Genomic DNA, 25645 nt, shown 5'->3' on the forward strand with positions numbered 1-25645 from the left:
GCTTTATCGATATCGCGCAGGTTTTATGTTCAGACACAAGGGAAAGGCCCGCCGGCCCGTTCATAACCTCAAACTGGCTTCGTTGTTGTCATTTGTAGCAGGCATTGTAAATGTAACGGGGTTTTTCTCCGTAAAAGTGCTTACTACAAATGTAACGGGGCATTTTGCCTATTTTGCAGACGACGTAATAAGGCAGGATTTTGAAACCGCAGGAATTTTCCTCCTCTATATCCTTGCCTTTCTTTCGGGTGCTTTTGTATCTAATACCCTTGTGGAAGCCACTCAAAAAAACCACCCGCGTTATACCGACGCGGTTCCCGTATTTACAGAAATCCTATTACTTACCGGAGTGGCACTCCTGGCACCTTCTGCCATCCATCGTTTTGCACCGCTGGTTGCCGGGATCCTTTTATTTGCTATGGGACTTCAAAATGCAATGGTTACCCGTATCTCTAATGCAGTGGTGCGCACCACACATCTCACCGGGTTGTTTACCGATCTTGGTATTGAACTTTCGCAGTTATTGTTTTACAGGAAGCCCGAGCAACAGCAAAAGTTGAAAACCTCTGTAAAGTTACGTTTTGCCATCATCAGCTTTTTCTTCCTGGGATGCATCGCCGGGGGCGTTGGCTTTACCAGGTTTCATACACGGATTCTTTTTCTTGCTGTAGCCGTCCTTTTTACCGGCATTATTTATAGTGATATCCGGTACCGGATCCTGCTGCTAAAAAAGAGGACTTTATCGGAAAGCGCCACCTCTCGGCGGTAAGTGGGTTCTCCGGCACCTGCAAAGGCTGTTTATTGATAACCATGAAAGGACATCCGTCAGTTGAGCAGGAGCTCCAGCTTTTTGCGATTTAAAATAATGATATTTCCCTCCCGGATATCGATCAGTTTTTCGCTTTTGAAATCGCTCAGCGTACGAATGAGTGATTCCGTGGCCGTGCCTGCAATGGCCGCCAGTCCTTCGCGGCTGATCGTAATGGAGAAAGCATCTTCGTCTTCCCGGCGGTATTTTTTTTCCAGCAATAATAAAGCATCGGCTACTTTCTTCCGCAGCGAATTATAGGCCAGCCCCAGCAGCTGCTCCTCTTTTGCAGAGATATTCTTTGCCAGCAACCGGATAAACTTTTGGGCTACAATCCGGTTATTGTCGATCAATTCCGTAAATTCTTCCCGGGGAATGATGGCCAGCTCCGACGCATCCAGCGCCTCGGCCGTGTCCTTGTAAGCGGTTCCTTCCAGCAAGGCAATATATCCCAAAAAATCACCGGCACTGTAAAGTGCCGTTGTCAGCTCCTTACCGTCGTCATTGGTACGATAGGTTTTTACCTTCCCTTTCAGCACATAGTACAAACGGGAAGGGTGGTTCCCCTCGGTATAAATGATCTGCTTTTTTTTATACTTATTGATATCCCGGTCTTCGGTCAATGCGGTCAAAGCAGCCTTATTATCCGAAAGCTTCAGCAATTGGTCCAATCCATTCAGATCGGGCGAAAACTCCTGTTTCAGCAAATCGGCTTTCTTTAACCTTCCGTCTACGGCACTCAGCAATTCCGTACCGCTGAACGGTTTGGTAATATAATCATCCGCACCCAGTTCCATTCCCTTGCGAAAATCGCTGCGTTCTGTTTTGGCTGTCAGGAAGATAAACGGTACGTTCCGGATGGTTTCGTTCTTTTGAATGGCATGCAATACGCCATAACCGTCCAGTACCGGCATCATGATATCGCAGATAATGAGATCCGGAACATGCGTTATGGCCAGTTCCACTCCCAGCTTGCCATTTGCCGCCGTAATAACCGTATAGTTCGACAACTCCAGTATCTCCGCCGTATTATTCCGGATATCTTCATTGTCTTCAATCAGTAATATTTTTTTCATCAGATGATTGCTTTCTGTTTGTTTAACCTGCTATTTTGTATCAGATGTTTCCTGAACTGCTGATCGCTTTTGCGGCCCTTTTATCAAATGTAATAATAAACTCCGTTCCCTGGTTCAGTTCGCTGACGCATGTTATGGTACCATTCATCAATTCGGTATACTTTGAAATGATGTGCAGGCCCAGCCCCGTTCCCTGGATATTCCCGGCATTGGCCGCCCTGAAAAAACGTTCCATTAAATGTTTCTGATCTTCCTGTGAAATACCAATACCATTATCCTTTACCGAAAGCCGCACCTGGTCTGGTGCCCCGGAAGTTTCAATAACAATGCGCCCGTCTTCCGCCGAAAACTTACTGGCATTGGATACCAGGTTCATAACGATATGTTTCAGCAGCGAGGCATCCAGTTCCGCTATCGGATTGCCGTCATGATGATACACCAGCTCCTGGTTCTTTTTCAAAGTAACCTCCAGTTCCCGCACCATACCGGAAACCAGTTCTTGGATGTCCAGCCTGCTGAACCGCACCTGGATTTTCCCCTCCTCAATTTTCCCAACGCTCAGGAAATCGTTCAGGATATCGGTGAGCAATTGCACCGAAGACACAATCCGCTGGAGGTGCTTTTCACGCCGGGGCTGCTCTTCGGTGGTGGTATACCGTTCAATCAGGTAAGCGGAAGAGAGGATCGTGCTCAACGGGGTCCTGAATTCATGGGAGGCAATGGTAACAAAACGCGACTTCAGTTCACCCAGTTCCTTTTCCCGTTCCAGCAGCTTTGACAATTCATCTTTCGATTGCTCCAGATCCTGCATGGCAGCGGTAAGCTGTCGGGTACGCTGTTCTACAGTCGACTCCAGCTTATTATTTAGTTCTTCGATTTCTGCTTCCGCTTTTTTCCGGATGGAAATATCACTGATAAAAGCAATAATAAATTGCTTGCCCTCGTCCTCATAATTACTCAAACTCACTTCCACCGGAAATTCGCTGCCATCTTTTTTTACGGCAAACAGGTCCATCCCTACCCCCATCGGCCGGGTTTTTGGATTATGCGTATAGCCGTCCCTATGTGTAACATGCCGGCTATGATACCGGCCGGGGATCAGCAATTCGATGGGTTGCTGCAGCAATTCGTCCAGCGAATACCCGAATAAAGCCAGTGCAAAAGGATTGGCCGATTGGATCTCAGCCTTATGATTCACTACAATAATACCCATTGAGGCCTGGTTAAATAGGGCCTCGTAGCGATAACTTTCCTGCGTTGTTTGTTCAGTATCTTCCATGAATAAAAAAACAGCTCGGTGCTATATAAGATGCATAAAGGTAACAAAATAAGGCATTTAAAATTTGAAAGCGAAGCAAATAGCGGTTATAAAACGAAACCATTGCTCACCCGTTCCATTTTATGACCACACAACCCGCGTCATACATACCATTGATATGTATAAACTGTATGTATAGCCGCCGATGTTTTTTTATCCGTTAACCGTCAAAACCCTGCTTTAAACAATTCTTTATACTTAAATTTACGTTGCTGAGTGCCATTTTCAGCAACACACCTTTTTAGATTACAGCGATGAAACTTACGACGTTTGCCAGCATTACTTTAATGGTGTTCATACTTACTGAGCTTGCTGCCGGTTGCGGCAACCGGGTAAAAAAACGCAATGACAGGAACAGGATCAGCTACAACTATGACGTTCGTCCCATTCTTTCAGACAAATGTTTCGTCTGCCATGGTCCCGACAAAAACAAACAGGAAGCCGGTTTACGACTGGACATAGAAGCGAATGCAAAAGCACCGTTAAGGGAAACAAAAGGGGCCTATGCCATCGTTCCCGGGAAGCCGGAAGCTTCTGAGCTCATCAAAAGGATTACATCTGCAGATCCTTCTTACCAGATGCCTACACCGGAATCGCACCTGGGGGTGCTGAATGAAAATGAGATCCGGATCCTTACCCGCTGGATCGAACAGGGCGCTCCTTATGAAAAGCACTGGGCCTTTATTGCTCCCCGGAAATTACCGCTGCCCGATATCGGCAATAAGGAATGGGCGCGGAATGAAATTGATTATTTTATTGCAGAAAAAATGGAGGAACACCAGTTGCAACCCAATGCCGCGGCAGACAAAAGCATGCTGTTAAAACGGGTATCGCTGGATCTTACAGGACTGCTTCCCGACCTGCAAATGCAGCAGGCTTTCGAAAACGACCACAGCAGCACGGCCTATGAGAAAGCAGTAGACCGGCTTCTGGCGAGTCCCCAGTTCGGTGAAAAGATGGCCCTGCACTGGCTGGACGTTTCGCGTTATGCCGACAGCTATGGTTACCAGGATGACGATATCCGCACCCAATGGCCTTATCGCGATTGGGTGATTCATGCGTTCAACAGCAATATGCCTTACGATCAGTTTATAACCTGGCAGCTGGCCGGAGACCTGCTGCCCAATGCCGGAAAAGAGCAGCTGCTGGCCACCGCCTTTCTGCGCAACCACAAGATAACAGAAGAAGGCGGCGTAATCCCCGAGGAGTACCGCGTGGAATATATTATAGACAAAGTAAAGACCTATTCCAAGGGCATACTGGCCATGACCGCGGAATGCGCCCAGTGCCATGATCACAAATATGATCCCATATCCCAAAAAGACTATTACCGGCTGTTTGCTTTTTTTAATACCAGCAGGGAACAGGGATTGGAAGGACTTGTCAATTCTGGACCGGCAAAAACCCCCATGCTTACATTAACCACCGAGGACACCCAAAACCTCCTTCGCTTTATCAACCGGAAAGATACCACCCGTATCAATGTATCGGTAATGGGCGAACTGGATACCCCGCGTACCACGTATATACTAAACCGCGGTGTTTACGACCAGCATGGCCCCCCGGTAACAGTCGGGGCATTGCAGGCGGTTATGCGTTTCGATACGATGGCGTACCCGAAAAACAGGCTGGGACTGGCGCAATGGACCGTAAACAAACAAAACCCGCTTACCGCAAGGGTATTTGTAAACCAGCTCTGGGAGCAGTTTTTTGGCAAAGGCATTGTAAAAACAGTGGGTGATTTTGGAATGCAGGGCCATTTGCCTACACATCCCGGATTGCTGGACTGGCTGGCGGTGGATTTTATGGAGCAGGGATGGAACATTAAAAAGCTGGTCCGCAAAATGGTGTTGTCTGCCACCTACCGGCAATCTTCAAAGATTGATCCACGGGCCATGGAAAAAGACCCGGACAACGTGTACTATGCCCGGTCTCCGCGCATCCGCCTGGCTGCAGAAAGCATCCGTGATGTGGTACTGGGCAGCAGCGGCCTGTTGAATAAAACCATCGGTGGGCCCAGCGTAAAACCGTACCAGCCCAAAGGACTCTGGGAAGCTGCCACTTCCGGGCGGGGAGCCCTCACGACTTACAGCCAGGACAGCGACAGTGACCTTTACCGCAGGGGCATTTATACGTTTATAAAACTTACAGTGCCCCCACCCTCCATGATCATTTTCGATGCCAGCAACCGTGATCAGTGCGAAGTAAGCCGGCTCACCACCAATACCCCCCTGCAGGCACTGATCATGATGAATGACCCCACCGTACTGGAAGCATCCAGGGTGTTTGCAGAAAGGCTTTCGGCAAACGATCCCCGGGCGGCCATCGGCACCGCCTTTGAAAGCATTCTCTGCCGCAGGCCAACCGCAACGGAAATGGATATTCTCAAAAAATATTATGCAGACCAGCTTCAGGTATTTAACAGTAAGAAAAAAGAAGCGGAGCGAACGATCGCCGTTGGTGAATACCCACATCACAGTAAACCGTCCGATATTGTAAAAACCGCTGCCCTCATGCGGGTAATCAATATGATCTACAATATGGAGGAAGCCATTGTAAAAGTATAAACCGACCACAGCATTTAAACCGGGTAATATGGAAAAAGAAGTATTGGAACATGGACTCAACCTCAACCGCCGCCGCTTTCTTACAAAGCTGGGTATGGGTATTGGAGGTGCCGCACTGGGCACCTTACTAATTCCCGAACTGTTTAGCAGCAGGGATGTTGAAGAAGCCCTCGTTTCCGGGCTCCCGCATTTTGCGCCCAAAGCCAAACGCATTATTTATCTTTTCCAGAACGGAGCCCCGTCACAACTGGACCTGTTTGATTATAAACCCAAGCTGAACGAGATGCAGGGCCAGGATCTGCCGGAGTCGGTACGGCAAGGGCAACGACTTACCGGAATGACAGCTAACCAGTCTAAATTCCCACTGGCCGGTACGGTATTTAAATTCAATCAATACGGCGAGCACCGTGCCTGGATCAGTGATCTCCTTCCTTATACAGCCAAAATTGTGGACGATCTGTGTATTGTAAAAAGCCTCTACACAGAAGCCATCAATCACGACCCCGCCCTCACCTTCTTCCAAACCGGAGCCCAGGTAGGCAACCGCCCCAGCATGGGTGCCTGGCTCAGCTATGGCCTTGGCAGCGAAAACAAAAACCTGCCGGCCTTTTGTGTGCTTCTCTCCAAAGGAAAGGGTAACGGGCAGGGCGTTTACTCCAAACTCTGGACCAATGGTTTTTTGGACTCCATTCACCAGGGCGTTCAATTCAGCAACGGGGAGAACCCCGTACTCTACCTCAATGACCCCGATGGTATGGACAAAACGGAAAGAAGAAAAATGCTGGATCATCTTTCAGAACTGAATCATGAAAGTTATGGCGTTGTAGGTGATCCGGAAATAAAAGCCAAAGTACAGCAATATGAAATGGCCTACCGCATGCAGACCGCCGTGCCGGAAGTAACCGATCTGAGCAAAGAACCGGAGTCTATTATTAAACTTTATGGGCCCGACTGCCTGGTGCCCGGCACCTATGCAGCCAATTGCCTCTTAGCTCGCAAATTGTCGGAGAACGGGGTACGCTTTGTACAACTGTATCACCAGGGATGGGACAGCCATGGCAATCTTCCCAATGAGCTGGCCGGTCAATGCAGGGATACGGACCAGGCATCCGCGGCGCTGGTCACCGACCTGAAGCAAAGAGGCCTGCTGGATGAAACCCTGGTCATCTGGGGCGGTGAGTTTGGCCGCACCAATTACTGCCAGGGGACCCTTTCAAAAGACAACTACGGGCGGGATCACCATCCGCGCTGCTTTACCATGTGGATGGCCGGTGGGGGCATCAAACCCGGTGTATACGGAGAAACCGATGAATTTGGCTATAATATCATTGCTGATCCTGTGCATGTGCACGATTTTCACGCAACGGCCCTGCACCTGATGGGACTCGACCATGAGCGCCTGGTATATAAGCACCTCGGACGCCGCTACCGGCTGACTGATGTTGCAGGCAAAGTGATAACGGGCTTAATGGTGTAGGCTTATTTGACATAACAAGCATTAAATATCAAATAACAGGTAACAAATAGCAAATACAAAATAGCAAGTACCGATTAACAAGCGTCAAATTACAAATAGTAAATAACAAATAGCAAGTAGTAAAACACCAGGCTGCCGGCATTAAACAACAAATAGCAGTCATAACTACCCGGTACCAGGCATCTGGTGTTAAATACTGTAAAACAAAAACATGAATAGAAAACATTTTATCCGCAATACAGCCTTAGGCTTTGCCGGCCTCCTGTATACCCCCGACTGGCTGATAAAGAACGATGTTGTGTTGGGTCAGGGTAATAAACGCTACCGGTTAAATGCCCATTGGAGCCAGGCAGATGTGGCCCGGTACCCGGTTAACGATTGTCATGAAATGGTACAGGACAGTAAAGGCCGCATCCTGTTGCTGACCAACGAAACAAAGAACAATGTGATTATTTACGATAAGAAAGGCCAATTATTAAGTACCTGGGGGACCGAATACCCGGGAGCTCACGGCCTTACTATTTTTAACGAAAACGGAACGGATGTACTGTTTATCTGCGATAACAAACGGCACCAGGTCATCAAAACCACGCTCAACGGCCGGGTGTTACTCACATTGAATTATCCCAAAGAAACCGGAGCATATACCACGGCTGAAGAATATATACCCACAGAAACAGCAATAGCGCAAAACGGCGACATCTACGTGGTGGACGGATACGGGAAGGACTTTGTGATCCAGTACGATCAAAAAGGGCGCTATATCCGGCATTTTGGCGGCAGGGGCAATGCGCCAAAGCACCTGCTGAACGCACATGGAATCTGTATCGACCATCGGAATAAAAAGCCGGTACTGATCGTAACTTCCCGGAAGGAAAACGCATTTAAACGCTATTCGATGGACGGCGTATATATCGATACCATCGCCATGCCGGGGGCCTGGGTATGCCGCCCGGTTATCAAAGGCGATCATTTATACGCGGCGGTATTACAAAGTAACAGCAAAACGGATCAGCGATCCGGTTTTATAACCATTCTTGACAAAAACAACCAGGTCATATCCAACCTGGCCGGTTGTGCGCCCCGGTATGCAGACGGCCGGTTACAGGAGCTGTATCAGACCGACCCGGTTTTCCAGTATCCACACGATGTATGCATCGATGATGAAGAAAACCTGTATGTGGCACAGTGGAATTCGGGGAAAGTATATCCTTATAAGCTGGAACCGGTGGTTTAAAACCTGATGCCTTAAAATGTTGGAGCAAACAAACCAATCATGAAGCAACTGAAGTGGCGGGAAATTATTTTTAATGCATGCATTGCCCTGAATGGCCTCTTGCTTATACTGGTTATTTTTGACCGTTACCTTAAAATACCGGCCGTTCTCCAGGTTGCCGGCAGGGCGCATCCATTGGTACTGCACTTTCCTATCGTGTTATTGCTGCTCGCCTTTCTATTTGAAATGCAGCTCCGTGCACCCCGGCACGCGGCGCTTCAGCAACTTGCTGACGGTCTGCTGCTGGCTGCTTCCTTTACTACGGTTGTGGCCGCCCTGATGGGAATCCTTTTGTCGAAGGAAACAGGATATGATCCTGCAGCCATCGGCGTGCATAAGTGGATGGGTGTTCTTTCTGCTTTTATCAGCTTCTTATGGTATAGCTTCCGCAACCAGATACGGGCACACAGCAGCAGGGTCATTGCAGCAGGGCTTTTGTCAACCACTGTATTGCTGATTGCCGGACATCAAGGTGCTACCATCACGCACGGCGATAATTTTCTTTTATCCCCGGTTATTTCGGCCGATAAAGGCCCCGAAGTACCCCTGGAAGCCGCCGTTATTTATACCCACCTCGTGCAACCGATCCTCAAAAACAAATGTATGAGTTGCCACAACAGCAATAAGGCTAAGGGTGAACTGGTAATGGAAACCACCCGGCTACTCCTCAAAGGAGGAAAGAACGGAAAACTGTGGGACACCGCCGCCGCCGACCTTGGGTTAATGATGCAGCGTATCCATCTTCCGCCCGAAAGCAAAGAACACATGCCCCCCAGGGGTAAGCCCCAGCTTACAGAAGAAGAAGCCCGCATCCTCTATTTATGGATAAAGGGCGGCGCCCATCTCACAAAAAAGGTAACCGATCTTCCCGGAAACGATACGCTCCGGATGATTGCCGCCAGGCTCTTTAAAAGTGGCGAACCCGAAGATTATGATTTTAAAGCAGCAGCTGAACAACTGGTAGCGGAGCTCAATACAACCTACCGGGTCATTACCCCGCTGTCGCAGGGCTCTCCTGCTCTTGCTGTTAATTTTTACGGCAGTTCCCGGTTTCATTCAGCACAGCTCAAAGAACTTGAAAAAATAAAAGACAATATTGTATCCTTACAGCTGGCCAAAATGCCGGTAACAGATGCGGATCTTAAAACGATCGGAACATTCGCTCATTTACGCACACTCAATCTGGCATTTACCGCTGTTAAGGGTGATGGGCTGCGGCACCTCAGCAGTTTGCAATATCTGAAGCAGCTCTCCCTCTCCGGTACCGGCGTACGGCCCGCGCAACTATCGGCACTGGCGCCGCTGAAAGACCTGCGATCCGTCCAGGTCTGGAACACCGCATTTACAGCGCAGGATTTAGCAGCACTAAAAAACCGGTTCCCCAAAACCGATTTTGATCTCGGGTATAAGGGCGACACCGTGATTGCAAAGCTGAGTACTCCTGTGTTAAAAACGGAACAGCGGATCTTCAAAAATACACTTACAATCGAAATTAAGAACCCGGTAAAGGGTGCTGAAACCCGCTACACGCTGGATGGCAGCGAGCCAGACAGCCTCCGCTCTCCCGTATATACCGCCCCTGTTACGCTTCATAAAGCAGCCACCCTTAAAGCGCGGTCCTATCTTGCCGGGTGGATCACCAGCGATCCTGCTAATGAAACGTTTTATAAAAGCAGCATACAACCCGATAGTATCCGGCTGATAACCCCACCTTCAAAAGAATACCTGGCCAGGGCACGGAACGGGAAGGCACTGATTGACGGACAGCTGGGAAAAGAAAACCCGGGTACCAGGGAATGGGTGGGCTATAGAGAAGCGCCTTTTGAAGCGCTCCTGTTTTTTAAAGCGCCGGTTACGATCAGCACTGTTACCTTCAGTTCATTGGTTGCCATCGACAGTTATGTGATGCCTGCACATGAACTGCAGGTTTGGGGCGGCCCTGCGGTTGAGTCGTTAAAATTACTAGGCCATTCGGAACCCCGGCAACCGGCAGCCCCGGCTCCGGCTTATACTACGGGTTATGAGTGCCGCTTTACACCTCAGCCGGTTCATGTAATTAAATTAATTGCCAAGCCCGTCAACCGCCTCCCTTCCTGGCACCGTGGTAAGGGTGATAAAGGCTGGATATTTTTAGATGAGCTGTTGCTGAATTAGCGGGCATTGGATAACAGAAAACCAGGCAGACTTCACCAAGCACTGTTTTTTTCGACGCGTTTTCAGGCTGGCAAAAAATTTGGACGCACTCCTGAAAAAAGATGATGGTAATTATACTTTTTACAGCGTTGCTGGGCAATAGCAATAATACTGCTATTGTCCTTCCTGCTCCTCAAACCCAGAAAGTAATGGTTTCCTCCGGCGATAGTACCTGTATCCGGGCGGGAGTATGGGTGCTACACAAACCGTTTACCGCTGCCTATAACACCGGCAGGTCTTCGCAGCAGGTTAGGGTATTTCTTCATTGGCCATATCCACGGGTTTTGATTGGGGCGACCCCATTTGGCGGAACCAAATGGATAACAATACAATACTGGCCACAGCAAGAAATTCGCTTTGCCAGTTTTGAAAAGATTCGAACCAGAAACGCTGCTCACGAATATATTCAAACGCGGTTGCCGTGGGGGCTCCTTTTTCCACTGCTTCCTGGTTATAATCTTTAAGGCTGCCGTAAAAATGCGCTAAAAAACTGGCAATAAATAAAACAGCGAAGGCCAGTGAAAGCGATCGCTTATACCACCACAACCAGCGGCCGCCTTTTTTCACCGGCCATGGTGCTTGTGGATGCGGACCCGGCTCCCGGTCTACATCTTCTGCCTTATCAAGACTTTTGGATTCAGCAGATCCTTTCTGGCGCAAAAAAACAGTAAGTATCACATATAACATCATCTGCAGAAATTCACTTTCCCAGTTCTCAAAAGTAGCCTGGATGAAATGCCCGCTATGGAGGTATTCCCAAAATCCCGGTGCCGGCAAACCCAGTTCTGCCTGGTCTTCGCTAAACACCTTCCATCCGGTCAGCATCTGGCCAAACCAGAACAAACACATCAAAGCCAGCAAAACTATACTCAAACTGTTGCGATAAAGAAACCCTTTTCTTTTCATATCTGTTGGTTATAAAAAAGCCCCCCGCCTGTAGCGGGGGACAAATTTTCTTTCTTCCTTCGCCGGTATGATCCGTTTCAGGTTCAACGGGTTTATTCTCAGCGCCTATCTTTCGATAAAAACACACCCCGGAAGAAAACTTACTTATAGAAATCAAAATATAGTGCCAAACCCGTTTTTTCCCGGCAGCCCGGCAACTGCTACCGGGCAATGCTTTCATACCTAATTCATTAACGCCCCATACGCGGGTTTAGAAATTCGGCACCACCAGCTGCAGCGTGTAGCAACACATGCCACTTCCGGATTTTTTTTCCCATTTTGTGTAACGTAATCCGCAGTACCCAAGGTTGTACAGAAGCTGCTGGAAAATACACAAAGCTCCATTATATTCACCGCCGGCGACGAAGCAGCCGCCGGACCATCCACCATAACGTATAAACCGCCAGCACTGCCAGGAGCACCTGTTTCCCGCTCCGCGTTTGCTCCCTGGGTTGCTGTTTATGTATACGCCGGATCCCTTTTACAAAACCACTGATTCCCTTATCGGAATACATACCATATGCATCCAGCAATGTACCCCTTACCCCATCTCTTGTCCTGATGAGATAAAGGATCGAACTGTCAGCAGGATCGCTTTCCCCTTCAAACCGGTAAAAATTGCGGATGCTGACGGCCTCCGGAGGATAGATCTGTTTTGAGCCTTTATAAGAGAGCCCGTTTTCCTGCACAAAAAAATCCACTACATATCCCGACTGCGCGGCCTTACGGAGACACTCAGAAATGGTATTCATTTTCTCCGATGATGTTTCTTTTTCCATAATAGTTTTTTTACTATCCTTTTTTTGCAAAAATGCTGCCTGCATCGTTCTTTCCCTGCAACCGGTTCAATAACACCTGTAACAAAAACTAATGGTCACCGGACAATATAAATCATCAGCGTTTCCGTCCTGCATCATTCGAGCATGCCGGATAAGGTTCTTGCATTGGCTACTGCATATCCCTCCTGGTCATTGTCAAAATACACATATACATCCTTTCCATCAGCCTGCCATTCTTTACACCGCTTCATCCAGGTTTTTAATACAGGAGTACGATACCGGCCCTGGTATTTCCCGGCAGGACCATGCAGCCGGACATAAACAAAATCGGCGGTCACCATCAATGGTGACAGGTGCTTATCAAGATGATAAATGCAGAAGGCACAATGATATTTTTTCAGCAACGCGTAAATCTGTTCATCATACCAGGTAGCGTTCCGGAATTCAAAAGTGTACCGGTATTTCCGCGGAAGCTTTTGCAGCAACAGCTCCAGCCGTTCGGGATTTACTTTCCACAGCGGAGGCAATTGAAACAATACCGGCCCCAGTTTTTCCTTTAGCTGCCGCACATGTTTAAAAAAAGGCTGCAGGTCGCCTTTGGTAACATGCAGCTTTTTCATATGGGTAAAAAAACGGCTGGCTTTTACCGAAAAAACAAAATCCCCGGCAACCGCCGACCTCCACGCTTTAAAGGTTTCTGGAGAAGGAAGGTGGTAAAAACTATTGTTGATCTCAACTGTTTTGAAATGGCTTTGGTAATACGCCAACTGGTCTGGTTCACGCACTGTATCCGGATAAAATACCTGCTTCCAGTGTTTGTAATGCCAGCCCGAGGTGCCGATATAGATCTTTCCTTTTTTCATGGTGTCTCCTTATAAACTATGAGCCTGGAAGAGCAGGATTCCGGCACCGTTAATAGGTCCGGCGCTGCTGCATCACCATACTATCTATCCGTTTTACATAATCCAGGTGTGCTTCCAGAGCCGGCAGCCGGAGAATGGCCCAGTGAAGAAGATCAGAATCTTTACCGGCGCTGATATACCGTTTAAATTGCTCAATATCGGTTTCCTGCATTTTTTTTACCTGTTGCAGGTACCGGTCGTCAAACGCCGCACCCTTTAATGACCGCAGCCCGCGCAGCACCGCTCCGTCTGGAGGTGCTGCCGGGATACTGATATTTTTCTTTGCCGCAATCTGCTTGAGTTCGGCGTTTGCGGCTCCATATGCATGTGCCATACTGTCGCCCAGCTGCCGCACCAGCTTTTCAAATGCTTTATCAGCCGCTACCATGCCCAATTCAGCCCCGGTCATGCCCGATCCGGCAGCGACCACCGCAAAACGGGCGTCCCGTTCCAGGGTGGCCGCCACCGTACTGCTGCTCCGCTGTTTAAACCGTGCAGCATTGCTATCGCTGATAGTTCCCTTCTGATCAGCAGGGCGCGGATTGCAGGACAAAATGCCCGTGGAAAGGCCATATAAAAGCATCATAAAAAATAGATATAGTCGCATGGGAAAGAGGATTAGAAGTGAATGGATAATTTCATTAAAAACGGGGAGTACATTAGCACTCCCCCCGATTCCGGATGCTTGAAACCTCGAATTACCGGAAACTGCTTCTTCACCATCCAAAGCGCAAGCAGCGGGCCAAAATCAGTTCGGCCCGCTCTGTTCTTTGTTATGACCGGCAAGCGCCTCCATTCTTTCCGGCGCCAGCTTTCTCTTTGGTAAATTTTTCCACATCACATGTAGTCTTCCGTTCCCACAGCCCTCTTCCCGATCTCCTGTTACACCGCCGGGATATTTTTTATTTGTCCGGCCCGGTTTTGGATTTATAAAGCAAAAAACGATTTAACCGTACCGTAAAAATAAACATGTTCATTTGCGTTTAGCAACCATTCATACCACCCTGCCCATGACTCATCACTTGTCCGGGATCCTTGCGGGGGATCCGGTAAAAACTGCCGCTGCTGCTTCGTTGATCTATATTACAGCAAACGGATCCGGCATCCGCCGGATCAAAAAAGGAAAGGGATTCATTTATTTAAAGGATACACTACCGGTAAAAGACGCGGATACCCTTTCCCGGATCCGGAGCCTCGTAATTCCGCCTGCATGGCGGGATGTATGGATCTGCGAAAATCCGAACGGACATCTCCAGTGCACCGGAATAGATTTAAAAGGCCGCCGGCAATACCGGTATCACCCAATATGGAGCGCATTGCGGAATGAAACAAAATTTCACCGCCTTGTGTTATTTGGAAAAGCACTGCCGCAAATAAGGAAAACGATCCGCAAACACCTCCGGGAAAAAGGCTGGTCCAAGCAAAAAGTACTGGCCGCCGCGGTTAGCATCATGGACAAAACAGGACTCCGGGTTGGTAATCATTTTTACGAAAAACTGTATGGTTCGTTTGGACTTTCTACCCTTCAGAACCGGCACCTGAAGATCCGGGGGAACCAGCTCCTGTTCAGTTTCAGGGGCAAAAAAGGAATTGAGCAAAGGGTAACACTCCGAAGCGCACGACTGGCCCGCATCATCGCCAAATGCAGGGAAATCCCCGGCAAGGAATTATTCCAGTACGTCGATGAGGCCGGTCAGCACCAGGCCATTCACAGTGAAGATATCAATACCTATATCCGGGAAGTATCCGGCGACCTCTTTTCCAGCAAGGATTTCCGTACCTGGGTAGCAACCGTTACCTGTGTTGAGGCATTACTGCAGGCCGGCCCGGCTGAAACAGAAAAGCAAAAAAATGAATGCATCCTGCAGGCCCTGGATAAAGTAGCCGCAACCCTGGGTAACACAAGAGCCGTTTGTAAAAAGCACTATGTTCATCCGCTGGTACTTACGGCTTATGAAACAGGAAGATTATTCCGGTATGCATTGCGAACTGCTACAGCGACACCGGGCAATTCCCGTGCAGAATCCCTGTTGCTTAAACTGCTCAAAAAGGAAGCTGCCTAAGCGCTCCGGGAAACTCCTGCCGGATCTGCGAGCACTGGCAATGAACTCTGCCCGGTTGTTTCCGGATGCGGCAACCGGTCGGTAACCACACAATATTCCACACCATTGATCACTTCAATATGCCAGATCCATTCCCGGATATCAAATAATGCTGGTTCGGAGGCGCTCAATTGGTTAATGGCATCGCCGGTAAAACTTACCGGGAATTTATGACGAAAATCCGGGCTGAAGATTCCATCTTCTTTAGGTTTTGCAGGTGGTCTCATGTTTTATCAATTATTTAGATGTTTTATCGGGCGGTGCCTGTTTTTCATATAACAGCAACTACTTCTGGCTTTAAATACCAGGGAGCGTAACCTATCAGAAAGGAACAAAAGGTTTGCCAAATCCGCTAAAAGTCAACAGGCAAGAGGCGATGCCGATGATTTTCCGGGAAGCAGTATTGAGCAGCAACCGATAAGCATTTTATTTTTCAGAATAATTTTTTTATCTCCGGATTCGCGATTCGAACACCAGCCTGTTTTTTTATTGAGCAATGCCGCTATATTCCTCAATCTGAGATCACCTGTAGGGAACGATTTCCACACTGGTCCGTGCTCATTTGCGGGAATAGCATCAGATCGCCCGGTCAAACCGGCGCTGTATAATTGCCTGCGAATTGTGCAAATGTTTCCAGGATATATTTCCATCCCTTATCCGAATCCATATTCCGCGCATAATCAGCGGCTCCTTCTCCATGGTTTTCAAAGCCCGTGTGCCAAAGCGTTACCCGGGTAGCGCCCTGTTCTATCACCTCAAACTGTACCTGTACCAGGCTGGCCTTGTCGGGATCAGGTTCGGGTGTCCTTAATGGACTGATCTGCCAGAGGAAAACGAGCTTTTCTCCGGTTACCACCTGCAGCACCCGTCCCCAATCGCAGCGAAAGCCGAGCGGCCCGGTTTCCGTACACCAGCCGTCAACCCTGGCATCAATCCGGATCTCAACCAATGCATCCCCGGACCAGGTATATGCCCGGGGCCACCAGTTATGAAGCCGGTTTACAAAAAGGTCAAAAACAAGAGGGCTTCGTTTGAATACTTCGATGCTTTTTTGTACGCCTTTCATCTTTGTGTACCTGTCATCTTTTTTGCGACGCGCTCAGCGGTGCGGCAATACGCACCGCTGAGACCTCCAAGTATGACCTGTTACAAAATCACAAAGACTATACCAGCAGCCTTTCTGGCACTGCATTACCGACACTGTTTGGCGCAATAGTTGAGCTCAGATAAAATGCTTTATTCTGGAGAACAGCTACACGGGAACGGCCATTAATACACCATTTTGTAAACCGATAAAAAACAGATGTTATGAATTATCAGGACCACAGCATGTTGTTAAACGATTTGATCCGTATCAACAATGACCGCATTGCAGGATACGAAAAAATAACCAGCGAATTGAGGGAAGGGTACGATAGCGATCTCAAAATCCTTTTTAGCAAAATGATCCTCAACAGTAATGATCTGAATGCCGATCTTTCAAAAATGGTTAGCTTCCTGGGAGGCGAGCCGGCAACCGGCACCACGGGTTCAGGCAAGCTGTACCGGCTTTGGCTGGACATAAAATCTGCCTTCACCATTACAACCGACCGGAAGACGGCGCTGAAAAATGGTGAGCAGATTGAAGATGCGGTGCAAAGCGCCTACGATGATGCATTAAATGAGCCCGGGCTACCGGCGGAGATCGAAACCTTGCTTTTATCGCAAAAAGCGTCCTTGCTTGAAGCACATAACCAGATCAAGGTATTGAGAGACCTGCAGCCGGGCTAAGGAGCATCAGTTTTAGGCATTTTGCCAGGCCAATACGATACCAACGGTCAGGATGTTTCCTCAACCCGGAAAGAGATCTTACAGATGACACCATACGACTCAATCCCCCCTTCATTCAGGTGCACTTTAAAATCCTTTACATATAGGGAATCCATGTTCCGGATCGTTTTTGAAACCTCATTTACGGCATTTTGAATGGCACCTTCAAAACTCTCCGGAGAGGAGCCAATCACTTCGGTGACTTTTACAACAGGCATAAAAATAGTTTTATTTATTCAATGTGCTACCCTGCGTCATATGCCGGGTAATTGTAGCGGGTACTTCAGCACGCGGGGACTGTAAATGTTAAAACATATCTTTGACATAGCAGCAACCGCTATCCATTTATCGGCGATGCTGCATTGCCTGAACCGATTGTTCATAACCGCTCTATTTATTACCCGAAAATAAAATGCCAGTATTGGGCTATTTCCTAAAAAATCATTCATTGCCATGCCGGGGCATCCGGGACTGAGCATAAAACGGCATTATTTTTTTATTCTTATTCCTGTCCGATGCTCCCTCAGCATCAAGGGACCTGCCCATTTATTTAATGACCATAAAAAAAATTAAAATGAAAACTATAAGTACCATATTTGTGACAGCGATGTTGCTTTTGTCCTGCGGTCAGCATCCGAAGACGCCCATTGCCGAAGCGGATTCCACCAACCAGGTAAAGCAGGACAGTTCGGCGGGAGGCCTCACCGTAACTGCCGATAGTATTAGTGCCGCTTTTTTGGTAAGAGCTGCAGACAACACCCTGAAGGAAGGCGACCTGGCGGCACTGGCCCAACAAAAAGCCACGATTCCCACCGTAAAGGACTTTGCAGGCATGCTATCGCGGGAACATAAAAAATTAAACGAAACCATCAAGGACCTGGCCGCAAAGAAGAATATTACCATTCCGCCCGTATCCGGCGATGAGCGCACCATGAGCCGGTTATCGGATCGCTCCGGGAGCGGTTTCGACAGGGCGTATATCAATGAAGTAATCGACGAACACAAAAGCGCTGTTTCCAGATTCGAAGACGCTGTAAAGCAGGCGCAGGACCCCGACATAAAGGCCTTTGCTGACCAAACCCTTCCGGAACTTCAGAAACACCTGGATTCTGCAAAAAGTATAAAGGAAAAATACTGGAAATAGCGGAAGATGCCGGATTGGGTTTTATTGAAACAGCATGCGATGGCAGTCCGGGAAAGGGCCGGTTACTTATTCCTGTAAAAGGCGTCAACAGATCTGCTCAGCCTACCGGATCAGTTTTTCAGGTTTTTCCGCGCATGTTGTTTCTCCTTGCGGTTATGTGTTACATCATCGCCCTTGGATAATTGTTCCTCCCCTTCGCGGCTATCCAGTTCGTCTTTGTTCTGGCGTCGGCTGACCATCCGTCCGGGTGTCCGGTCCGGCTTGGACTGGGTTTTCTTATTTGTTTGCATAATCGTATTTTTAAAAAAGTATCGGAGGGATGACCGGCGGTAGTGATTCCTGTGTGTCCTGCTGGTAAGGAATTCCGTTGATAAAGTTAACCAGGTCTTTATTCAGCCGCCCCCGGTGCGTATAGAACAACCCGTGAGGTGCATCAGCATATACGGCATATTGCACCTGCGGCAACAACTCTGTAAGCCGGTCTGAACTTGCTTCCCGGGGCACCACTGCATCTTTATCTCCATGTACCAGCAACACGGGGAGATCCATCGCTTCAAGGTCCGGTCTGAAATCGGTGGCTGAAAAACTGGTAATACAATGAACAGTAGCATGCATGGCCGCCCGTGCGGCCAGCCCCCGGTAATATTCCTGCAAAGGTTTATCAACCGGTTTATTCAGCAACGAAGTGCCAAAGAAATCCTTTAGAAAAGTTTCCAGGAACCCGATCCGGTCGGTTTTAATACCAGAGATCATCTCTGAAAAAACGGCGGGGTCCACACCGCTGGGATTTCCATTCGTTTTCATCAGGAAGGGCAATACCGGGCTAATCAACACCACGCTACTGATGCGGTTGCGTCCATAGTGTTTCAGGTATCTTGCTACTTCACCACTGCCCATAGAAAAACCCACCAGTATTACCTCCCGCAGGTCCAGGTTTACAATCAGGGCATCCAGATCTGCTGCCAGGCTGTCGTAATCGTATCCGAGCCAGGGCTTGCTGCTGCTTCCAAAACCCCGCCGGTCATAGGAAATTACCCGGTTACCATTATCAACAAGATCAGACCACTGATACTCCCACATCTCTTTACTTAGCGGCCATCCGTGTATCAGCACAACCGGCTGACCGGAACCATAATCACAATAGGCGATCCCGATCAATTCCTGTTGTACCGGGTCTTTATAAGAAATGGTTTTCATAATGCTTTATTTTGATGATTCGCCAGGATAGCAGCTCCAAGAAATAAGCCCGAAATCTGCCTGAGGCCGGGTTGCTTTCAGAAGGGGACTGACGGGGACCAGCTGTGGATTTTCTTACGCATCCGGGTAAAAAAATCCACACAAGCATCGCATACAAAGCCTGCGGGCATTTTTATTGATTGTTAAAAACCGGTAACAGGTGTTCACTAAGATGTTCCGGTTATTTTTGCCTTTCATGGTTTAACGGTGCATTATTCCACAATCTGGTTCATGGCCGCTTCATGCGCCGGGTTATAAAAAAAGAAACCACCATCACTCCGTTTGACATGAGGTGTTAAACAAAATCTGCCGGTACCACCTCGCTGCCGGCATGATGGAAAGATCACCCACCGGCGATAATGATGCGGCTTATATGATCCGTATGATATGCACGATTTGCAGGGGGAATGATCAATAACAACCGGTTACCCTATGGTTCCGAGGACCGGTAAAAATCATTCCATCCCCTGAAACAACTTCAATTTATTATACAAGGTTTTCCGGTCGATTTTCAGCAACTCCGCGGCTTTTTTCTTATTAAAATTCACCTTCTGTAACACCGACATGATCACCTGGTATTCCGCCCGGCCGGCCACTTCCTTTAGCAGATCCTGCTCCTGAACGGGCAGCGGTTCTGCTTCGCCGGTGCTCAGCTCCATATTATTATAAGAAATGATCTCCGGCAATAACACATCTTCCTCAATAGTACCGCCGGAATTTGTGAGCAATACAGCCCGGCGTACAGCATTGCGCAATTCCCGGAGATTACCCGGCCAGTCGTAGCGTTGAAAAGCAGCCAGCACCCGTTCCGAAAAATGCTCCACCTGTTTTTCGCTTTCCTCACAGGACTTTTTCAAGAAGAATTCCGCCAATGGCCGGATATCTTCTTTCCGGTCGCGCAGCGCCGGCAAATGAATGGCAAACTCGTTTAACCGGTGATACAGATCTTCCCGGAACCGTCCCTTTTGACAGGCCATTTTTAGCTCTTCATTGGATGCTACAATGATCCGTACATCGGCAGCGATCTCGCGGTTGCCTCCCACCCGTTTAAACTTCCGTTCCTGAATGATCCGGAGCAGGATCGCCTGGATATCTGTAGAAAGATTGGCGATTTCATCCAGGAAAAGCGTTCCGCCATTCGCCATTTCAAAATGACCTTCTTTATCCTGCAACGCACCGGTAAATGCGCCCTTTACATGCCCAAACAATTCACTGCCCGCCAGTTCCCTGGAAAGCGTGCCACAGTCGAGGGCTACAAAGGGTTTTCCGGCGCGCTTGCTATTCTGGTGAATGGTACGTGCGATTACTTCCTTACCGGTACCGCTTTCACCATATAAAATAACACTGTAGTCCGTAGGCGCCACTACTTTTACCTGCTGGTACAATACTGTAGTGGGCCGGGATTTGCCGATATAATAATCCTCGGCAAAGGCGCTGCTGCGGTGCATCGAAGGCTGTCCTTCTTCCCTGGATTGCTGAAACGTGGTCATCTTCTTCAGCAGTTCCAGCACTTCTTCAGGAACCAGGGGCTTGGGGATATAATCAAACACACCCAGGCGGGTGACTTCAATCGCCTGGCGGATATCTGAATAACCGGTAATGACCAACACAGCCACCTTACTGTTCAACTCCTTTAATTCCCGCACCAACTGGGCACCATCCATATCCCCCAGCCGGTAATCCGCAATCACCGCATCAAAATGATCCGCTTTATATTTGGCAAGTCCCTTGTTGCCAGAATAAGCGGTGTCCACATCATAGCCATTTTTTAAAAGATAACGTGCCAGCAGCTGGCACAAATCAACATCATCATCAATAATAAGTAGCTTAGTGGGCATATTCTGAGGTTTTTTTTACACATCCAATTTACAGCGCAAATCGTGCCGACTTTTACAATTCAAAAAAATTCAAATTCCATGCACCGGATTTGGCAGAATAATTGCCGGTAATTGAAAAAGTGGAAAGTAATTTTTTTCCATACAATTCCGTACACCCGCCGCAAAAGCCGTCGCTAAAAACGCTGATCATTGATGACGAAGACGATATGTATTATCTTCTCCGTAATATACTGAAACAACGAAATATTGACGCCGTATATGCCGGATCCATCCGCGACGGGTTAAGGGTTCTGAAACAGGACCCGGGCATCTCTTTGATCTTTCTCGACAACCGCCTGCCCGACGGCCTGGGCGTGCAACACATCCGGCAATTCAAAGCCATTTCGGATGTGAATATCGTAATGATGACCGCCTATGACACCAGTTACGATCAGAAAATGGCCATCAATAACGGCGCAGATAATTTTATCGGGAAACCCTTTACCAAACAAACCATTCTTTCCATCGTTGATCAAATTGCATCGTCGCACAATACCGAACCGGGAGATCTTATGCCAGGTCCAGGGAAACCGTAAAAATAGTTCCATTCCCCTTTGCACTCTGCACGCGGATACTCCCTTTATGATTCAATACAATATTCTGCGTATTCGTAAGCCCCAGCCCGTTTCCTTTACTTTTTAAGGTAAAATACGGTTCAAAAAGGTTCTGCAGGGTATTTTCATCCATTCCGCTTCCGTTGTCGCGCACTTCCACAATGCATTTTCCATCGGCGCTCCGGGTAACCAGTTCAAGCACTCCGTCCTCCTCACGCATGGCTTCAATCGCATTTACAATGATATTCAGAAAAGCCAGTTTTATCCGCTCCTTGTCTACCATCACATCACAAAGATCCGGAGAATAATCTTTAATTACCCGTATTTTCTGCAGCAACAAGCGGTCCTTTGCCATATCCAGACTTTCATCCAGTATATCATTGATATTTTCCCGCTGCTTATCCAGCTGCATAAATTTCGTTGCATTGAGCAGGTCGGCTACCATCTGACTGATGCGTGTTGAATTCCGCTTAATGATATTAATCAGCAGTTGTCCTTCCTCATCCTGTTCGATACAGGAAAGATCGCGTAGCTGCTCCGTAGCCAGGGTGATATTGGTAAGCGGGTTGCGGACCTCATGCGCTACCACCCGCGATACCCGGCCAATGGCCGCCAGTTTTTCGATTCCTTTCAGTTCATTCAGCTCTGTATTCTTATCACTCAGTTCCTTTATATTACTTTCCAGCTCTATCCGGTATTGATTGGCAATGGTATTGGCCTTCTTTTTCTGCCGGTACTGGCTGTTGAAGGTAATCACCGCGTATGCCACGGCAATCAGTGCCATACATAACGACAGCAGGGTCATGGCCTCCGTGCTGGTATAAAAATTATTTAGTTTCGACATCCGTTTTTTCATGAGTGCTTCTTCAACCGAGGTCATCTTTCCGATCTGCTCATAGATACTGTCTGCCTGCGCAAGCTTGGCCTGACCAACGGTAGACATACGCAGCGCGGCCGACGAATGCCGATTCAGTAAAACGGAGCTGGAAAGCTCCGAAAGCCGGCGCCTGGTCATTGAATAAAGATGGTCTTCATTCGCCGACTGGACCGGATCCATCTGCGTAAGTTTTTTCATTTCACGATGCAGCTGTTCCAGGGCAGACCGGGCAGCGTAAAAACTGTCCAGGAAAGGAGCTTGTTTATTAATGATATATCCCCTTACATTAGATTCTGCCTCGCTCATAGCTATCTTGATGGCCCCCATCTTATTGATCAGCGTATAGTTGTTCACAATCCAGTTCTTTTCCTGCTGCAACCGGCGGTTGGTTGAAAAAATCAGGATATAGGAAACGAGGAGCAACAGGGAAGATAGGGCGTATCCAAGCCTTATTTTGTTTAAAGATAATATCATACTAAAGCGATTAATATATAAGGACCGGACAACAACGCAATAAAGGAACTATTATAAGTGGCAGGCCCCGGGCCGGAAGGAATACATATGTGCCTGTCATGTTCGTCGTTCTTACATAGTGTCATTTATCTATTCCGAGGGAATGGAATATAGAAACAGGGATCGTAAATATACAAAACTTTTTTCACTTATAGAAGGATGGGGGAAATTTTACGGATATGATCCTGCTTAACCTGCAATGCATCTGTAGCACTGCGGCCATTAACAAGACTATTGCATGAGCTCTTTGATCGCCGACCGATGAATGTGAAGCGCCTGTAATCCCTTAATTACTTCGAGGAATTAATTCCCCATTCTATTGGCTCCTGTTCTATTTCTTGCCGGTTTTAAAAAAGAAACAGAAGCTTCTTTACAGCAGAACCGGGTTATTTGCGGATGGCGGGTTATTTGTTGATATCACCAGTAATAAATAACCTGTCAAATTTTGAGTCATGTATACATTAGGGATCAATGCTGCGTTTCACGACTCAGCAGCATGTATTGTAAAAGATGGAAGGCTGATTGCCGCAGCCGAAGAGGAACGGTTTACGCAGATCAAACACGGCAAACGGCCCATACCCTTCTCTGCATATGAGCTCCCCTATCATGCCATTGATTATTGTCTGCAGGCCGCCGGTATCCATATTAATGAAGTCGACCATATGGCCTATTCCTTTGATCCCCGTTTACTGTTGAACGGATCGGCAACAAAGGATGAAATACAGTTGCCCCTGCGGTCGCCGGTGCAGGATGCCGACAACGAGCCCGTAGCCTGGGAGCCGCTGTTCCTTTCTTATATCCTCAATGCACCGGCACACCTGGTTGACGGATACCCGCATCACTTACAGGAACGTTTTTACCAGGCCCGGGTGCGGCCCGGGCACTGGCATTTTATCGACCATCACCTGGCGCATGCGGCCAGTGCCTTTTTGCCTTCTCCGTTTCATGAGGCGGCCATCCTAACCCTCGATGGAAGAGGTGAACAAGCCACTACCACTTTTAATGTGGGCACCGGCACAGATATACAACGGATCCGTCAGGTAAATATGCCGCATTCGCTGGGATTGCTTTATGAGCGGGTAACCCGCCACCTCGGGTTTTTACATTCCTCGGATGAATACCGGGTAATGGCCCTGGCCTCTTTTGGAAAGCCCGTGTTTGTAAACGACTTCCGGGAAATGATCACGTTGAACAACGACGGCACTTATACCATCAGCCAGGAAGATTTTACCCGGCGCTTCGGGGCAGCCCGGCAAAGAGGCGCCCCGTTTACAAGCCATCATTTTAATATTGCACATTCCGCGCAGATAGTATTACAGGAAGCAGCGCTGGAGCTGGCCAGCTGGCTGAAAAAAGAAACCGGACAGCAACACCTTTGCCTGGCCGGAGGTGTGGCACTCAACTGTGTGCTGAACGCCTGTATCCGCGATGCCAAACTGTTTAAAGAGATCTGGATACAACCTGCTGCCGGTGACGCGGGCACCGCATTGGGCGCCGCTTTATGGGCAGATGCACAACTAAGGGGCGATGAACCGGTCCGCAACTTTAAGATGGAGCATGCCTTCTGGGGTCCCGGTTATACCGACGAGGCCATCGAAAACTTTTTGAAATGGACGAAAACACCCTATAAAAAATTAACGGATATAGCAACCGAAACAGCCTCGCTGCTGGCACAGGGGCGCATCATCGGATGGTACCAGGGGCGCATGGAATTTGGCCCAAGAGCCCTTGGAGCACGATCCATCCTGGCTTCTCCGATCATGCCTTCCATGCAGGACCGTTTGAACGAACTGAAAGACCGGGAAGATTTCCGGCCCGTAGCACCGGTAGTACTGGAAGAAGAAGCAGCCAATTGGTTTGAAGCAGCGCATGTTTCCCCCTTTATGTTGTTTACACACCAGGTACGGCCAGAGGTCCGCAACCGGATACCTGCAGTTTGTCATGTAGACGGCTCCGCCCGGATCCAGACCATCAACCGTGAACAGCATCCCCGTTATTATGAAACCCTCCGGGCCTTTCAGTCGCTTACGGGAGTGCCCATCCTGGTGAATACTTCTTTTAACTCGCTGGGCAAGCCCATCGTTTGCACGCCAAGGGATGCGCTTGAATGTTTCTGGACCACGCCTTTCGACGACCTTATTATCGGCAATTGCCATGTTTCCAAATCCTGACCGATGTGCATAACGGCGGAT

At 48.4% G+C, this 25645-nt stretch carries 23 protein-coding genes and 1 riboswitch; of the genes, 10 read left to right on the plus strand and 13 right to left on the minus strand.

Annotated features, from left to right (window positions below; all coding sequences use genetic code 11):
* Positions 1-25 precede the first annotated feature (25 nt).
* Positions 26-769, plus strand: coding sequence for a YoaK family protein (locus tag LL912_RS05860; protein ID WP_235552644.1), 744 nt, complete (start codon positions 26-28; stop codon positions 767-769).
* 56 nt (positions 770-825) lie between these two features.
* Here the strand turns inward: LL912_RS05860 and LL912_RS05865 are convergent, their stop codons facing one another.
* Entirely contained in the window at positions 826-1884 is a 1059-nt protein-coding gene (locus LL912_RS05865; protein WP_235552645.1) for a response regulator, read from the minus strand.
* A 40-nt stretch (positions 1885-1924) separates the two neighbouring features.
* Positions 1925-3163 carry a PAS domain-containing sensor histidine kinase gene (locus tag LL912_RS05870; RefSeq protein WP_235552646.1) on the minus strand — a complete coding sequence of 413 codons (1239 nt, stop codon included), beginning with the start codon at positions 3161-3163 and terminating at the stop codon, positions 1925-1927.
* A gap of 293 nt (positions 3164-3456) precedes the next feature.
* On the opposite strand from LL912_RS05870, the gene LL912_RS05875 reads away from it, so the two are divergent.
* The 4 genes from LL912_RS05875 (at position 3457) to LL912_RS05890 (ending at position 10676) form a co-directional block, all read left to right on the plus strand.
* On the plus strand, positions 3457-5769 hold the full coding sequence (locus tag LL912_RS05875; protein ID WP_235552647.1) for a PSD1 and planctomycete cytochrome C domain-containing protein: 2313 nt from the start codon (positions 3457-3459) through the stop codon (positions 5767-5769).
* 28 nt (positions 5770-5797) lie between these two features.
* Positions 5798-7246 carry a DUF1501 domain-containing protein gene (locus tag LL912_RS05880; RefSeq protein ID WP_235552648.1) on the plus strand — a complete coding sequence of 483 codons (1449 nt, stop codon included), beginning with the start codon at positions 5798-5800 and terminating at the stop codon, positions 7244-7246.
* Positions 7247-7457: 211 nt separating this feature from the next.
* Positions 7458-8483, plus strand: a complete 1026-nt coding sequence (locus tag LL912_RS05885; RefSeq protein WP_235552649.1) for a 6-bladed beta-propeller — start codon at positions 7458-7460, stop codon at positions 8481-8483.
* Positions 8484-8522: 39 nt separating this feature from the next.
* On the plus strand, positions 8523-10676 hold the full coding sequence (locus LL912_RS05890; protein ID WP_235552650.1) for an FN3 associated domain-containing protein: 2154 nt from the start codon (positions 8523-8525) through the stop codon (positions 10674-10676).
* 288 nt (positions 10677-10964) lie between these two features.
* Here LL912_RS05890 and LL912_RS05895 read toward each other — a convergent pair whose 3' ends face one another.
* The 4 genes from LL912_RS05895 to LL912_RS05910 form a co-directional block, all read right to left on the minus strand.
* A complete protein-coding gene (locus LL912_RS05895; RefSeq protein ID WP_235552651.1) occupies positions 10965-11621 on the minus strand; it encodes a DUF6766 family protein in 657 nt (218 codons plus the stop codon).
* Between the two features lie 37 nt (positions 11622-11658).
* Positions 11659-11762: riboswitch (TPP riboswitch) on the minus strand.
* A 248-nt stretch (positions 11763-12010) separates the two neighbouring features.
* A complete protein-coding gene (locus tag LL912_RS05900; protein WP_235552652.1) occupies positions 12011-12439 on the minus strand; it encodes a hypothetical protein in 429 nt (142 codons plus the stop codon).
* A 134-nt stretch (positions 12440-12573) separates the two neighbouring features.
* On the minus strand, positions 12574-13302 hold the full coding sequence (locus tag LL912_RS05905; protein WP_235552653.1) for a DUF72 domain-containing protein: 729 nt from the start codon (positions 13300-13302) through the stop codon (positions 12574-12576).
* Between the two features lie 49 nt (positions 13303-13351).
* On the minus strand, positions 13352-13927 hold the full coding sequence (locus tag LL912_RS05910; protein ID WP_235552654.1) for a DUF4142 domain-containing protein: 576 nt from the start codon (positions 13925-13927) through the stop codon (positions 13352-13354).
* A 391-nt stretch (positions 13928-14318) separates the two neighbouring features.
* Between LL912_RS05910 and LL912_RS05915 the strand changes: the two genes are divergently transcribed.
* A complete protein-coding gene (locus LL912_RS05915) occupies positions 14319-15404 on the plus strand; it encodes a DNA topoisomerase IB (RefSeq protein WP_235552655.1) in 1086 nt (361 codons plus the stop codon).
* Here the strand turns inward: LL912_RS05915 and LL912_RS05920 are convergent.
* On the minus strand, positions 15401-15670 hold the full coding sequence (locus tag LL912_RS05920) for a hypothetical protein (protein WP_235552656.1): 270 nt from the start codon (positions 15668-15670) through the stop codon (positions 15401-15403). The two genes, LL912_RS05915 and LL912_RS05920, sit on opposite strands and share 4 nt — an antisense overlap.
* A gap of 362 nt (positions 15671-16032) precedes the next feature.
* A complete protein-coding gene (locus tag LL912_RS05925; protein WP_235552657.1) occupies positions 16033-16509 on the minus strand; it encodes an SRPBCC family protein in 477 nt (158 codons plus the stop codon).
* A 242-nt stretch (positions 16510-16751) separates the two neighbouring features.
* Between LL912_RS05925 and LL912_RS05930 the strand changes: the two genes are divergently transcribed.
* Positions 16752-17213: a PA2169 family four-helix-bundle protein gene (locus LL912_RS05930; RefSeq protein WP_235552658.1), complete on the plus strand. Its 462-nt coding sequence runs from the start codon at positions 16752-16754 to the stop codon at positions 17211-17213.
* 47 nt (positions 17214-17260) lie between these two features.
* On the opposite strand, the gene LL912_RS05935 is transcribed toward LL912_RS05930, so the two are convergent.
* On the minus strand, positions 17261-17470 hold the full coding sequence (locus LL912_RS05935) for a dodecin family protein (protein WP_235552659.1): 210 nt from the start codon (positions 17468-17470) through the stop codon (positions 17261-17263).
* A gap of 356 nt (positions 17471-17826) precedes the next feature.
* Between LL912_RS05935 and LL912_RS05940 the strand changes: the two genes are divergently transcribed.
* Positions 17827-18396 (plus strand): DUF4142 domain-containing protein, encoded by a 570-nt coding sequence (locus LL912_RS05940; RefSeq protein WP_235552660.1) that lies wholly within the window; start codon positions 17827-17829, stop codon positions 18394-18396.
* 110 nt (positions 18397-18506) lie between these two features.
* On the opposite strand, the gene LL912_RS05945 is transcribed toward LL912_RS05940, so the two are convergent.
* The 3 genes from LL912_RS05945 to LL912_RS05955 all read right to left on the minus strand — a co-directional run bounded on the left by LL912_RS05945 (position 18507) and on the right by LL912_RS05955 (position 21470).
* Positions 18507-18686: a hypothetical protein gene (locus LL912_RS05945; protein WP_235552661.1), complete on the minus strand. Its 180-nt coding sequence runs from the start codon at positions 18684-18686 to the stop codon at positions 18507-18509.
* 10 nt (positions 18687-18696) lie between these two features.
* A complete protein-coding gene (locus LL912_RS05950; RefSeq protein WP_235552662.1) occupies positions 18697-19593 on the minus strand; it encodes an alpha/beta fold hydrolase in 897 nt (298 codons plus the stop codon).
* A gap of 494 nt (positions 19594-20087) precedes the next feature.
* Positions 20088-21470, minus strand: a complete 1383-nt coding sequence (locus LL912_RS05955) for a sigma-54-dependent transcriptional regulator (protein WP_235552663.1) — start codon at positions 21468-21470, stop codon at positions 20088-20090.
* 119 nt (positions 21471-21589) lie between these two features.
* Between LL912_RS05955 and LL912_RS05960 the strand changes: the two genes are divergently transcribed.
* Positions 21590-22045: a response regulator gene (locus tag LL912_RS05960; RefSeq protein ID WP_235552664.1), complete on the plus strand. Its 456-nt coding sequence runs from the start codon at positions 21590-21592 to the stop codon at positions 22043-22045.
* On the opposite strand, the gene LL912_RS05965 is transcribed toward LL912_RS05960, so the two are convergent.
* On the minus strand, positions 22020-23414 hold the full coding sequence (locus tag LL912_RS05965) for an ATP-binding protein (protein WP_235552665.1): 1395 nt from the start codon (positions 23412-23414) through the stop codon (positions 22020-22022). The two genes, LL912_RS05960 and LL912_RS05965, sit on opposite strands and share 26 nt — an antisense overlap.
* 491 nt (positions 23415-23905) lie before the next feature.
* On the opposite strand from LL912_RS05965, the gene LL912_RS05970 reads away from it, so the two are divergent.
* Complete coding sequence (locus LL912_RS05970) at positions 23906-25624, plus strand: carbamoyltransferase family protein (RefSeq protein WP_235552666.1); 1719 nt, start codon at positions 23906-23908, stop codon at positions 25622-25624.
* Positions 25625-25645: the final 21 nt, after the last annotated feature.

The sequence above is a fragment of the Niabella agricola genome, from assembly GCF_021538615.1.
GTDB lineage: Bacteria > Bacteroidota > Bacteroidia > Chitinophagales > Chitinophagaceae > Niabella > Niabella agricola.